General features: G+C 70.2%; 5 protein-coding genes, 1 tRNA gene and 1 rRNA gene. 6 read left to right on the top strand and 1 reads right to left on the bottom strand.

The genetic code is table 11. The features are described 5' to 3' along the window. The 3 genes from rrf to AB0K80_RS24085 form a co-directional block, all read left to right on the top strand. Window positions 1-91, top strand: a 5S ribosomal RNA gene (gene rrf, locus AB0K80_RS24095); the annotation flags it as partial. Between the two features lie 114 nt (window positions 92-205). Continuing rightward, window positions 206-868 carry a DegT/DnrJ/EryC1/StrS family aminotransferase gene (locus AB0K80_RS24090; RefSeq protein WP_365672898.1) on the top strand — a complete coding sequence of 221 codons (663 nt, stop codon included), beginning with the start codon at window positions 206-208 and terminating at the stop codon, window positions 866-868. A gap of 76 nt (window positions 869-944) precedes the next feature. Further along, window positions 945-1017: transfer RNA gene (locus AB0K80_RS24085), tRNA-Thr, on the top strand. A 49-nt stretch (window positions 1018-1066) separates the two neighbouring features. Here the strand turns inward: AB0K80_RS24085 and AB0K80_RS24080 are convergent. Next, window positions 1067-3823 carry a SpoIIE family protein phosphatase gene (locus AB0K80_RS24080; protein ID WP_365672878.1) on the bottom strand — a complete coding sequence of 919 codons (2757 nt, stop codon included), beginning with the start codon at window positions 3821-3823 and terminating at the stop codon, window positions 1067-1069. A 396-nt stretch (window positions 3824-4219) separates the two neighbouring features. Here AB0K80_RS24080 and AB0K80_RS24075 point away from each other — a divergent pair, with 396 nt between their 5' ends. The 3 genes from AB0K80_RS24075 to AB0K80_RS24065 all read left to right on the top strand — a co-directional run bounded on the left by AB0K80_RS24075 (window position 4220) and on the right by AB0K80_RS24065 (window position 13573). Next, the gene (locus AB0K80_RS24075) at window positions 4220-9688 is read left to right on the top strand and encodes a HAMP domain-containing protein (RefSeq protein ID WP_365672876.1); all 5469 of its coding nucleotides are present in this window, start codon (window positions 4220-4222) and stop codon (window positions 9686-9688) included. A 307-nt stretch (window positions 9689-9995) separates the two neighbouring features. Continuing rightward, a complete protein-coding gene (locus AB0K80_RS24070; protein ID WP_365672874.1) occupies window positions 9996-10676 on the top strand; it encodes a response regulator in 681 nt (226 codons plus the stop codon). Window positions 10677-10828: 152 nt separating this feature from the next. Further along, the gene (locus AB0K80_RS24065; RefSeq protein WP_365672872.1) at window positions 10829-13573 is read left to right on the top strand and encodes a DNA translocase FtsK; all 2745 of its coding nucleotides are present in this window, start codon (window positions 10829-10831) and stop codon (window positions 13571-13573) included. Window positions 13574-13734 lie beyond the last annotated feature (161 nt).

Here is a 13734-nt window from a genome sequence, read left to right as displayed (position 1 = left end):
GCCCGGTTACATTCCGAACCCGGAAGCTAAGCCTTACAGCGCCGATGGTACTGCAGGGGGGACCCTGTGGGAGAGTAGGACGCCGCCGAACAATTATTGAAAGGGTTGGACCCTGAACTTCGGTTCGGGGTCCAACCCTTTTTTGTTGTGCGTCACTTGAAGTTCACGTTGCGCAACCAGCATCCGCAGCATGGGTACTGCTGCAATGCTCAGGGCCGCCGGGGTCGGAGTCGGTGACGAGGTCGTCGTGCCGGCCTTCGGGAACGTCGAGGTCGCCGAGGCCGTGGCCCTGGCCGGTGCGCTTCCGGTGTTCGCCGACATAGATCCGGTGACGTACTGCCTCGACACGGAGGCTGTGGAGACGGCGATAACTCCGCGCACCGCGGCTGTCGTTGTCGTACACCGCTTCGGGCATCCCGCTGATGTGGGGCGGTTGCACATGGTCGGGCAGCGGCACGGGCTGCTCGTGCTGGAGCAGGGGGAGTCCGAGGCGCCGTACGACGAGGTTGCCCAGCGCAGGGAGCGGGCGGCTTATCTGGATGCGAAGTTGAGGGGGGTGCGTACGCCCGACGGAGGCGATGGACACACCTACCAGCAGTACGTGGTGCGCGTACCCGGGAACGGGCGGCCCGACCGGGATGCCTTCGCACGGGCCGTGCGGGCCAGGGGAGTCGACTGCCGCGTGCCGGTGAAGACACCTGTGCACCGGCTGCCGGAATTCCGGCGGTGCGTGTCCCTGCCGGAGACCGAGCGAGCCGCCGACGAGACCCTCGCGCTGCCGGTGGACGCCTCGTTGACCAAGCGGGAGATGCAGCGCATCGTCTCCGCCTGCAACGCGCTCGGAGGGCTCCTCCAGCCGGCTTTCTGACGTGGTTGGGAGCACGGCTGTGTTCGGGGTATGATCTATTCCGTTGCCGCGGGGGAAACCTCGCGAAAGGCGACAGGCCCCTATAGCTCAGTCGGCAGAGCGTCTCCATGGTAAGGAGAAGGTCAACGGTTCGATTCCGTTTGGGGGCTCCGACAGAAAAGGCCCCGCCCTTCGGGCGGGGCCTTTCGCATGTCCGCGTCAGTCCTTGTGCGGCTCCGGTACGCGCATCGCCAGGATGGCCATGTCGTCGGAGGGCGCGTCGGAGGCGAAGCGTTCCACGGCACGCATGATGCGGGCCGCGACCGCGCCCGCCGTCAGGCCCGTGCAGGTCGTCAGAACGTCGGCGAGGCCGTCGTCGCCCAGCATCCGCGTGCCCTCCCGGCGTTCCGTCACGCCGTCCGTGACGCACAGCAGGACGTCTCCGGGGTCGAGGGTGACCGTCTGCTCGTACAGCTCCAGGTCGTCGATGACACCGAGGAGCGGCTGCGGTTCCGCGGCCGGTTCGACCGTGCCGTCCTGGCGCAGGCGGAGCGGGAGGGGGTGGCCGGCGCAGACGACCTTCAGTTCCGCGCTGCCGTCCTCCTGCGGGCGCATCTCGCCGTACAGGAGCGTCAGGAAACGGCTGCGGGCGCCCTCGTCGAGGATCGCGGAGTTCAGGCGCTCCAGAACCGCCGGGCCGCTCAGGCCCTCCCGGGCGAGCAGGCGCAGGGCGTGGCGGGCCAGGCCCGTGACCGCCGCCGCGTTCGGGCCCGTACCGCAGACGTCGCCGATGGCGAAGCCGTACGCGCCGTCGCTGATGGGGAACACGTCGTAGAAGTCGCCGCCGACCTCGTTGCCCTCGCCGGCCGCGCGGTAGATGACCTCGACCTCGACGCCGTCGATCTGCGGGAGCTCCGGCGGCAGGAGGCTGCGCTGGAGCGACTGGCTGATGGCCGTGCGCTCGGAGTACAGGCGGGCGTTGTCCAGGGCCAGGGCGGCCCGGCGGGACAGGTCCTCGGCGAGTTCCAGGATCTCCTGGCGGAAGTGCTCGTCGGTGGGTTTGCCGAGCGTGAGCATGCCGATGACGCGGTTGCGGGCGACCAGGGGCAGCACGACCGTCTCGCCGCCGACCGCGGAGGCGGTGGCCAGCGTCGGGCCGATGCCCGTCGTGACCTGCTGGGCCGAGCCGCCGCTCAGGCCGAGGCTGCGCATGGAGCTGCGCAGGGCGGCCTGGTGGGCCACCTCGCCGGGGGCGGTCCAGACGCGGGCGCCGGGAGTGGGTACCGGGTCGGGCGGGGGGATCTTCGACAGCAGGGACTTGATGCCGTCGATGAGCTCCTCGTCCTCGTGCAGGACGTACGACAGGTACGGCTCGGAGGCCTGGTCGGCGATGGTGTAGACGGCGCACCAGGTGGCCAGGGTCGGGACCGTCATCTGCGCCATCAGCGCCAGGGTCTGGTCGCGGTCCAGGGTGCCGGCCAGCAGGTCGGAGGCTTCCACCAGGAAGCTGAGGGAGCCGCGGCGCAGGCGTTCCAGTTCGCCGAGGCGGGCCGACTCGACGGCCAGGGCGATGCGGTCGGCGGCGAACTGCAGGCGCAGGGCCTCCTCGTTGGAGTAGCGGCCGGGGGCCTCCGCGGCGACGCCGAGGGAGCCGGTGAGGCGGCCCTCCACCTTGAGGGGGACGGTGACGACCGAGCGCATGCCGGTGCCGTTGAGGAGCGGCACGGCGCCGGGGACGGCCGCCAGGTCGTCGTGGACGGCCGGCATGCGGGCCGAGCCGTAGCGGCCGGGGCCGGCCTCGACGGGGACCCGGGCGAAGCGCTGGCGGGCGGAGGGCAGCCCGGTGGAGGCGCGTACCTCCAGTTCCGTCTCGTCGTCGGTGGCCAGCAGCAGGAACGCCGAGTCGCCGTCGAGCATGTCGCGGGCGCGCTCCACCGTGCGCTGCAGGAGGCCGTCCAGGTCGTCGGGGGCGGGGGAGCCGATGAACACCTCGAAGGGGTCGGCGCTCTGGCCCTCGGAGGAGGAGGCCGAGTCGGAGGCGGGGACGCGTGAGGGCGTCTGGAGAACGGCCCGTTCGTGGTCCCTCACGAGGAGGCAGACGGTTGACGGCTCGCCGCCGGTGTCGCGGACCCGCAGGTGGGAGGCGTACACGGGGGTCACGCGGCCGTTGGCGCCGCGGATGCCGTAACTGCCTTCCCAGCGGGAGAGCTGCAGGGCCTCGGCGATGCCCGTGCCGGTGCCCGGGGTGTGGGGCCAGGCGGCGAAGTCGGTGAGCGGCTTGCCGGTGACCTGGTCGGCCGGGTAGCCGAACAGCTCCTCCGCGTCCTCGTTCCAGGCGGTGATGCTGCCCGCCCGGTCGATCTGGATGACGGCGACGCGGACCCGGCCGTCGGCGAGCGGCAGCAGGTCGGCGGGGAGGGCGGGTCCGGCCGCGCGGGTGCCCACCGGACGCTCGGGGAGATCGAGTTGGAACCAGACGGTCTTGTGGGTGGGGGTGTACTCCACGCCCCAGCGGCCGGCCAGCGCCGCGCACAGCTGGAGGCCGCGGCCGCCCTCGCGGTCGGGGCTGCCCATGGTGACGGCCGAGGCCTGGAGCGGCACCTCCCGCTCCGGGTACCGGTCGGCCACTTCGATCCGGACGCCGTCGTCGCTGCGCAGGCACAGCACGTCGGCGGAGGTGCCGGCGTGCACCACGGCGTTGGTCACCAGTTCGCTGGTGAGGACCACGGCGTCGTCGACGATGTCGGCGAAGCCCCAGCCCTGGAGGGTGTCCCGGACGAAGGAGCGGGCGCTCGCGACCGATCGCCCGACGGGCTCGAAGCTGGCGGCCGCGCGCGCGGTGATCACAGAACTCCTCGACCGGTTCTCGATGGGCTGGGCTTCCTGGCCGGCCGGCTCGTGCCGCTGCTGCGGCATCCGCTCTGCCGTCGGCCGGGGGTCCGGGGGCTGGTCCCCCGGGATCAGTCCGGTGGTCATGTGTGCGGCCGCCCCTCCGATGCCCGCTCGTTCCCGTGCCACCGCCCAGGCCGGACGGACCGGCGTTGGCTGGACAGCCGGATGCAAGGTTACTTACCTTCGCGGGCCCCGCGGATGCCGGTCTGCAGTGTTTCCGTCCGGAGGGTGTGCGGACGATGTGCGAAGCTGCCGAACTGTTATGGCCTGGTTCGGCCGGGGTGAAACACTGGGCAAGCTTCTCGTGAAGGTACGGGCAGGCTGAGTGACATGCCCGCATGCCGGGCAGCAGCCCTGGCGGAGCCTGGTGTGCGGGCCGCGAGAGCACAGTAGTAAGCAGGAATACGCAGCAGTAAACGGTACGCCGAGCGGCAGTACCCGGACACAGCAGTGATGGTCGACCCCTGCGGGAGGGACACAGTGGAGTCTGGCGCAGCGACGCGTGGCACGAGGACGCGCGCGAAGGGCGGACAGTCCCCGAGCAACCAGGGCAGGGCGCGCAACGGCGTCACCGAGGTGGACACCGCGGCGCTGAACCGACTGCTGGCCGCTCTCGTCTCCATGCGGGACGGCAACTTCCGCAAGCGGCTGACGGTGTCCGGCGACGGTGTGATGTCGGAGATCGCGGCGGTCTTCAACGAGGTCGCCGACCGCAATCTGCACCTGACCGGTGAGCTGTCGCGGGTGCGCCGCATGGTGGGCCGTGAGGGCAAGCTCACCGAGCGGCTGGAGACGGGCGCCTGCGAGGGCTCCTGGGCGACCGCGATCGAGAACTCCAACGCGCTGGTGGACGACCTCGTACGGCCCGTGTCCGAGGTCAGCCGGGTGCTGTCGGCGGTGGCCGAGGGCGATCTGTCGCCGCGGATGGAGCTGCGTACACACGGGCCGGACGGCACCGGGCACCCGCTGCGCGGCGAGTTCCTCAAGGTCGCCCGGACCGTGAACAACCTGGTCGACCAGTTGTCGACGTTCACCGACGAGGTCACGCGCGTGGCCAGCGAGGTGGGCACCGAGGGCAAGCTGGGCGGGCAGGCCCGGGTGCGGGGCATGTCCGGTTCCTGGAAGGACCTCACCGAGTCGGTCAACACGATGGCGTACCGGCTGACGGCCCAGGTGCGTGACATCGCGCTGGTGACGACGGCGGTCGCCAAGGGTGATCTGTCGCGCAAGGTCACCGTGCACGTCGCCGGCGAGATGCTGGAGCTGAAGAACACCGTCAACACGATGGTGGACCAGCTGTCGGCGTTCTCCTCCGAGGTGACGCGGGTCGCGCGGGAGGTGGGCACCGAGGGCATCCTGGGCGGCCAGGCGCGGGTGCCCGGGGTCGACGGGGTGTGGAAGGAGCTCACCGACTCCGTCAACACCATGGCGGGCAACCTCACCGCCCAGGTGCGCGGCATCTCCGAGGTGACGACCGCCGTCGCCAACGGTGACCTGTCGCGGAAGGTGACCGTCCCGGCGCGCGGCGAGGTCGCGCAGCTGGCCGACACGATCAACCAGATGACCGAGACGCTGCGGATCTTCGCCGACGAGGTCACGCGCGTGGCGAACGAGGTCGGTGCCGAGGGGCGGCTGGGCGGCCAGGCGAACGTGCCGGGCGCGGCCGGGACGTGGAAGGATCTCACCGACTCCGTCAACACCGTCTTCCGGAACCTGACCACTCAGGTGCGGGACATCGCCGCCGTGACGACGGCCGTGGCCAACGGTGATCTGTCGCAGAAGGTCACCGTGGACGTGGCCGGCGAGATGCTGGAGCTGAAGAACACCGTCAACACGATGGTGGACCAGCTGTCGGCCTTCGGCGCCGAGGTCACGCGCGTGGCCCGGGAGATCGGTGTCGAGGGTGAGCTGGGCGGTCAGGCCCAGGTGCCGGGCGCTGCCGGGACGTGGAAGGACCTCACCGACTCCGTCAACACGGCGTTCCGGAACCTCACCGGGCAGGTGCGCAACATCGCCCAGGTGACGACGGCCGTGGCCAACGGTGACCTGTCGCAGAAGGTGACCGTCGACGTCTCCGGCGAGATGCTCCAGCTGAAGAACACCGTGAACACCATGGTCGACCAGCTGTCGAGCTTCGCCGACCAGGTGACGCGGATGGCCCGGGACGTGGGCACGGAGGGCCGGCTGGGCGGTCAGGCCCGGGTGGACGGCGTGTCGGGCACCTGGAAGGAGCTCACCGACTCCGTCAACTCGATGGCCGGGAACCTCACCTCCCAGGTGCGCAACATCGCGCAGGTGACGACGGCCGTCGCCCGGGGTGACCTCTCGCAGAAGATCGACGTCGACGCGCGCGGCGAGATCCTGGAGCTGAAGAACACCATCAACACGATGGTCGACCAGCTGTCGAGCTTCGCCGAGCAGGTGACCCGGGTGGCCCGCGAGGTGGGCACCGAGGGCCGACTGGGCGGTCAGGCGCAGGTGCCCGGCGTTGCCGGTGTGTGGCGCGACCTGACCGACTCCGTGAACGGCATGGCCGGCAATCTCACCGCCCAGGTGCGCAACATCGCGCAGGTGGCGACCGCGGTGGCCCGGGGTGACCTGTCCCAGAAGATCACCGTGGACGCGCGCGGCGAGATCCTGGAGCTGAAGAACACCCTGAACACGATGGTGGACCAGCTCTCCTCCTTCGCCCAGGAGGTCACGCGGGTGGCCCGCGAGGTGGGCACGGAGGGAATCCTGGGCGGCCAGGCCGAGGTGCAGGGCGTCTCCGGCACCTGGAAGGACCTCACGCAGTCCGTGAACGGCATGGCGAACAACCTCACCATGCAGGTGCGGAACATCGCCGAGGTGACGACGGCGGTGGCCAAGGGCGACCTGTCGAAGAAGATCACCGTCGACGCCAAGGGCGAGATCCTGGAGCTGGTGACGACCGTCAACACGATGGTCGACCAGCTGTCGAGCTTCGCCGAGCAGGTGACCCGGGTGGCCCGTGAGGTGGGCACCGAGGGCATCCTGGGCGGCCAGGCGCACGTGCCCGGGGTCACGGGCATCTGGAAGGACCTGAGCGACAACGTCAACCTCATGGCCAAGAACCTGACCATGCAGGTGCGCAACATCTCCCAGGTCTCGGCGGCGGTCGCCAACGGTGACCTGACCCGCCAGGTCACCATCGAGGCGCGCGGTGAGGTGGCGCAGCTCGCCGACACCATCAACACGATGGTGAAGACGCTGAGTTCGTTCGCCGAGCAGGTCACCAAGGTGGCCCGTGAGGTGGGCACGGACGGCATCCTGGGCGGCCAGGCGCACGTGCCGGGTGTGGCCGGAACGTGGAAGGACCTGACCGAGTCCGTGAACCAGATGGCGTCCAACCTGACCGGCCAGGTCCGCAACATCGCCATGGTGACGACGGCCATCGCCAAGGGCGACCTGACCAAGAAGATCGACATCGACGCGCGCGGGGAGATCCTCGAGCTGAAGACGACCATCAACACGATGGTCGACCAGCTGTCGAGCTTCGCGGAGGAGGTCACCCGGGTCGCCCGTGAGGTGGGCACGGAGGGCCAGCTCGGCGGCCAGGCACGCGTGCGCGACGTCGACGGCACCTGGCGGGACCTGACCGAGTCGGTGAACGAGATGGCCGGGAACCTGACCCGGCAGGTGCGGGCCATCGCGCGCGTGGCGACCGCGGTGACCCGGGGCGACCTGAACCTGAAGATCGACGTCGACGCGTCCGGCGAGATCCAGGAGCTGCAGGACTACATCAACAAGATGATCGCCAACCTGCGCGACACCACCATCGCCAACAAGGAGCAGGACTGGCTCAAGGGCAACCTGGCGCGCATCTCGGCGCTGATGCAGGGCCGCCGCGACCTGGAGGACGTCGCCTCGCTGATCATGAGCGAGCTGACCCCGGTGGTCTCCGCGCAGCACGGCGCGTTCTTCCTGGCGATGCCGCTGGTCGAGGGCAAGGACGCACCCGACGGCGACGAGGACTACGAGCTGCGCATGCTCGGGTCGTACGGCTACTCGATGGGCTCGATGCCCACGTCGTTCCGGCCCGGTGAGGCGCTGGTCGGCACGGCGGCCAAGGAGAAGCGCACGATCCTGGTGGAGAACGCGCCCACCGGCTACCTGAAGATCTCCTCGGGGCTCGGCGAGGCGCCGCCCGCGCAGGTGATCGTGCTGCCGGTGCTGTTCGAGGGCAAGGTGCTCGGGGTGATCGAGCTGGCCTCCTTCACGCCATTCACGCAGATCCAGAAGGACTTCCTCAACCAGATCGCGGAGATGATCGCGACCAGCGTCAACACCATCTCCGTCAACACCAAGACCGAGCAGCTGCTGAAGCAGTCCCAGGAGCTGACCGAGCAACTGCGGGAGCGGTCGGCCGAGTTGGAGCAGCGGCAGAAGGCCCTGCAGGCGTCCAACGCCGAACTGGAGGAGAAGGCCGAGCTGCTGGCCCAGCAGAACCGCGACATCGAGGTGAAGAACACCGAGATCGAGGAGGCGCGGCAGGTCCTGGAGGAGCGCGCCGAGCAGCTCGCGGTCTCCATGCGCTACAAGAGCGAGTTCCTGGCGAACATGTCGCACGAGCTGCGCACGCCGCTCAACTCGCTGCTGATCCTCGCCAAGCTGCTCGCCGACAACGCGGAGGGGAACCTCTCCCCGAAGCAGGTGGAGTTCGCCGAGACCATCCACGGCGCAGGCTCCGACCTGCTCCAGCTGATCAACGACATCCTCGACCTGTCGAAGGTCGAGGCGGGCAAGATGGACGTCTCCCCGACGCGTATCGCGCTCGTGCAGCTCGTGGACTACGTGGAGGCCACCTTCCGGCCGCTGACCGCGGAGAAGGGCCTGGACCTGTCCGTACGGGTGTCGCCGGAGCTGCCCGCCACCCTGCACACCGACGAGCAGCGGCTGCTGCAGGTGCTGCGCAACCTGCTGTCGAACGCGGTGAAGTTCACCGACTCCGGCTCGGTCGAGCTGGTGATCCGGCCCGCTCGGGACGACGTGCCGCAGCACATCCGGGAGCAGCTGCTGGAGGCCGGTTCGCTGACCGACCCGGACGCGGATCTGATCGCGTTCTCGGTGACCGACACCGGCATCGGTATCGCGGCCAGCAAGATGCGGGTGATCTTCGAGGCGTTCAAGCAGGCCGACGGCACGACCAGCCGCAAGTACGGCGGTACGGGCCTCGGGCTGTCGATCTCCCGGGAGATCGCCCAGCTGCTCGGCGGTGAGATCCACGCGCAGAGCGAACCGGGCCGCGGTTCGACGTTCACGCTGTACCTGCCGCTGCACCCGAGCGAGCTGCCGCCGCAGGGCTACCAGCAGCCCATGCCCGCCCTGGAGGCCGGTGAGCTGGTCGCCTCCTCGTCGGAGCTGTCCGACGTGGAGATCGAGACGCCGGCCGAGGTGAAGTCGTACCGCGAGACGCAGAACGGGCCGGCCGCTCTGTTCCGGCGCCGTCGCCGGACCAGGCCCGAGCTCGAGCAGCGTTCGGCGCAGCAGCAGGACGGGCAGTGGTCGCCGGCGGAGCAGGAGCAGGCGCCGCAGGCGCACCGGGGCATCCGGTTCGGCGGGCAGAAGGTGCTCATCGTCGACGACGACATCCGCAACGTGTTCGCGCTGACCAGCGTGCTGGAGCAGCACGGGCTGTCCGTGCTGTACGCCGAGAACGGCCGTGAGGGCATCGAGGTGCTGGAGCAGCACGACGACGTGGCGGTCGTGCTGATGGACATCATGATGCCCGAGATGGACGGGTACGCGACGACCACGGCGATCCGCAGGATGCCGCAGTTCGCCGGGCTGCCGATCATCGCGCTCACCGCGAAGGCGATGAAGGGCGACCGGGAGAAGGCGATCGAGTCCGGTGCCTCCGACTACGTGACCAAGCCGGTCGACCCCGACCACCTGCTGACGGTGATGGAGCAGTGGATGCGGGGAGAATGAGGGGAACATACGGCGGTCGCGCGAGTGTGGCGGGAAGGTTCGGTGTGCACGCGAAGTCGCTGACACGCGGTGCGCGAGGTCGTGTAGAAGTACGGGATTCGGGGAACCTTCTGGTCTCCTGCTGCGTTTCTGCTACGTGCACAGTGACATCGCGGTGACAGGGTGTGGCGACGGGCGGGGTGCGGCTACGATGACCGGCACAAGGACGGGCGGCGCAAGGGAGTCGTCCCCTGGGGCGGCACCCACCGGTGCTTCCCCAGGTCCTGCGGACAGGGGAGGCCCCAAGCCGGGGCGAGGAGGGCGGGCCATGGTGCAGAAGGCCAAGATCCTCCTGGTCGATGACCGGCCGGAGAATCTGCTGGCGCTGGAGGCGATCCTCTCTGCGCTCGATCAGACGCTGGTGCGGGCATCGTCCGGGGAGGAAGCGCTCAAAGCACTGCTCACGGACGACTTCGCGGTCATCCTGCTGGATGTCCAGATGCCGGGCATGGACGGCTTCGAGACCGCGGCGCACATCAAGCGGCGGGAGCGGACCCGGGACATCCCGATCATCTTCCTCACCGCGATCAACCACGGGCCGCACCACACCTTCCGCGGGTACGCGGCGGGTGCGGTGGACTACATCTCCAAGCCGTTCGACCCGTGGGTGCTGCGCGCGAAGGTCTCCGTCTTCGTCGAGCTGTACATGAAGAACTGCCAGCTCAGGGAGCAGGCGGCCCTGCTGCGGCTCCAGCTGGAGGGCGGCGGCAAGAACGCCGGCGGCGAGGCCAAGGAGTCGGCGGGACTGCTCGCCGAGCTGTCCGCGCGGCTCGCGGCGGTCGAGGAGCAGGCCGAGGCGCTGACCAAGCAGCTGAACGACGAGTCGACGGACGCGGCCGCCGTCGCCACGGCGGCGCACCTGGAGCGGAAGCTGACCGGTCTGCGGCGGGCGCTGGACGCGCTGGAGCCGGGGACGGGCAGCACGAACTCGGTGTCGTCGCAGAGCTGAGCCGCCGCTGGGACGGATCCCGCGTGCGGTGGGTTGCCCATGACGGCGTCTCGTGATCCGGTGTCAGTTTCCGGTGCGTGTACGAACGACACGAACGGGTGAACCCCCGGGCACACGTGTCGGCTGTGGTCTCCCCCGGTAATCTCACACCTATGGCCTCACGTCCCTCCGCAGCCAAGAAGCCGCCCGCGAAGAAGGCGGCCGCTTCGGCGAAGGCTCCGGCGAAGAAGGCCGCTGCCCGGAAAGCCCCCGCGAAGAAGGCCCCCGCCAAGAAGGCCGCGGCGCGCAAGCCCGCCCCGAGACCGGCGCCGAGCCCGACCGGGGGCGTGTACCGGCTCGTGCGCGCGCTGTGGCTCGGGCTGGCGCACGCCGTCGGGGCCGTGTTCCGCGGGGTGGGGCAGGGGGCCAGGAACCTGGACCCGGCGCACCGCAAGGACGGGGTCGCTCTGCTGCTGCTCGCCCTCGCGCTGATCGTGGCGGCGGGCACCTGGGCCGACCTGAAGGGGCCCGTCGGCGACCTCGTCGAGATCCTGGTGACCGGCGCCTTCGGCCGGCTCGACCTGCTGGCGCCGATCCTGCTCGCCGTCATCGCCGTCCGGTTCATGCGGCACCCGGAGCAGCCCGAGGCCAACGGCCGCATCGTCATCGGGCTGTCCGCGCTGGTCATCGGGGTGCTCGGCCAGGTGCACATCGCGTGCGGCTCGCCCGCGCGCAGCGCCGGGATGCAGGGCATACGGGACGCGGGCGGACTGATCGGCTGGGCGGCGGCCACACCGCTGTCGTACACCATGACCGACGTCCTGGCCGTGCCGCTGCTGGTGCTGCTCACCGTGTTCGGGCTGCTCGTCGTCACGGCCACGCCGGTCAACGCCATCCCGCAGCGGCTGCGGCTGCTCGGGGTGCGGCTCGGGATCGTCCACGACCCGGAGGCGGACGCGTACGCCGAGGACGACGAGCGGTACGAGGAGCAGTGGCGTGAGGCGCTGCCCGCGCGCCCCCGCCGGCGCCGTGGCGGGCCGGAGGCGTACGAGCCGGACGGCCCGGGCGACGCGGAGCAGGAGGCCCTCGCGCGGCGCCGCGGACGGCCCCGGCGGTCCGCCGTGCCGCAGCCCGACATGGAGCGGCCGATGGACGCGGTGGACGTCGCCGCGGCGGCCGCCGCCGCGCTCGACGGTGCCGTGATGCACGGGATGCCGCCGTCGCCGATCGTCGCCGACCTCACCCAGGGCGTACGCGCCGGGGACCGGGAGCCCACCACGCCGACGCCCGTCCCGGCCGCCCGGACCCAGCCGGAGCAGGCCCAGCCGGAGAAGACGCGGCAGGAGAGGACCAAGCCGTCCGTCCCGGACCTCACCAAGGCCCCGCCGCCCGCCGAGCCGCGCGACCTTCCCGCGCGCGCGGAGCAGTTGCAGCTCTCCGGTGACATCACCTACGCCCTGCCCTCCCTCGACCTGCTCGAGCGCGGCGGCCCGGGCAAGGCGCGCAGCGCCGCCAACGACGCCATAGTGGAGGCGCTCACCACCGTCTTCACCGAGTTCAAGGTCGACGCCCGCGTCACCGGCTTCACCCGTGGCCCGACGGTCACGCGCTACGAGGTCGAGCTCGGGCCCGCCGTGAAGGTCGAGCGGATCACCGCGCTGACCAAGAACATCGCGTACGCCGTCGCCAGCCCGGACGTGCGGATCATCAGCCCGATCCCCGGGAAGTCCGCGGTCGGCATCGAGATCCCGAACACCGACCGGGAGATGGTCAACCTCGGCGACGTGCTGCGCCTCGCGGCCGCGGCCGAGGACGACCACCCGATGCTGGTGGCGCTCGGCAAGGACGTCGAGGGCGGCTATGTGATGGCGAACATCGCGAAGATGCCGCACATCCTGGTCGCCGGTGCGACGGGGTCCGGAAAGTCGTCCTGCATCAACTGCCTGATCACGTCGATCATGATGCGGGCGACCCCGGAGGACGTCCGCATGGTCCTGGTCGACCCCAAGCGCGTCGAGCTCACCGCGTACGAGGGCATCCCGCACCTGATCACGCCGATCATCACCAACCCGAAGCGGGCCGCCGAGGCGCTCCAGTGGGTCGTACGCGAGATGGACCTGCGCTACGACGATCTCGCGGCGTACGGGTTCCGGCACATCGACGACTTCAACGAGGCCGTGCGGGCCGGCAAGGTGAAGGCGCAGGAGGGCAGCGAACGGGAGCTCCAGCCGTACCCGTACCTGCTGGTCATCGTCGACGAGCTCGCCGACCTGATGATGGTGGCGCCGCGGGACGTCGAGGACGCGATCGTGCGGATCACCCAGCTCGCTCGGGCGGCCGGCATCCACCTGGTGCTCGCCACCCAGCGGCCGTCGGTGGACGTCGTGACCGGCCTGATCAAGGCGAACGTGCCCTCCCGGCTCGCGTTCGCCACCTCCTCGCTCGCCGACTCGCGCGTCATCCTGGACCAGCCGGGCGCCGAGAAGCTGATCGGCAAGGGCGACGGGCTGTTCCTGCCGATGGGGGCGAGCAAGCCGATCCGTATGCAGGGCGCCTTCGTGACCGAGGAGGAGGTCGCGGCCGTCGTCCGGCACTGCAAGGACCAGATGGCGCCCGTCTTCCGGGACGACGTCGTCGTGGGGTCCAAGCAGAAGAAGGAGATCGACGAGGACATCGGCGACGACCTCGACCTGCTGTGCCAGGCGGCCGAGCTGGTCGTCTCCACGCAGTTCGGGTCGACGTCCATGCTCCAGCGCAAGCTGCGCGTCGGCTTCGCCAAGGCCGGGCGGCTGATGGACCTGATGGAGTCGCGGAACATCGTCGGGCCGAGCGAGGGCTCGAAGGCTCGTGACGTTCTTGTGAAGCCTGACGAGCTGGAGGGCGTGCTCGCCATGATCCGGGGGGAGTCTGAAGGGTAGGGAGACGGCACGGCACGGTGGTCGCTCGCGGGGCGGGGAACCGCAGGGCCGGGTGTTCACTTCGTGACTCACCCGTGAGGGACCATTGAGCAACCGTTTCCCCTCGCCGTACGTCAAGTTGAGGGAAGCGACAAGCAGGTGCCCCACCATCGGGATGCCGG

This window comes from Streptomyces sp. NPDC052682, assembly GCF_040678435.1.
GTDB lineage: Bacteria > Actinomycetota > Actinomycetes > Streptomycetales > Streptomycetaceae > Streptomyces.
Note: the sequence above shows the minus strand (reverse complement) of the source record. Positions and strands in the feature narration are given on the sequence as shown.

Excerpts from the sequence above, each read along its gene's own strand:
- AB0K80_RS24090 (WP_365672898.1), top strand. The coding sequence starts at position 206 with ATGCTCAGGGCCGCCGGGGTCGGAGTCGGTGACGAGGTCGTCGTGCCG.
- AB0K80_RS24080 (WP_365672878.1), bottom strand. The coding sequence starts at position 3,823 with ATGACCACCGGACTGATCCCGGGGGACCAGCCCCCGGACCCCCGGCCG.
- AB0K80_RS24065 (WP_365672872.1), top strand. The coding sequence starts at position 10,829 with ATGGCCTCACGTCCCTCCGCAGCCAAGAAGCCGCCCGCGAAGAAGGCG.
- AB0K80_RS24070 (WP_365672874.1), top strand. The coding sequence starts at position 9,996 with ATGGTGCAGAAGGCCAAGATCCTCCTGGTCGATGACCGGCCGGAGAAT.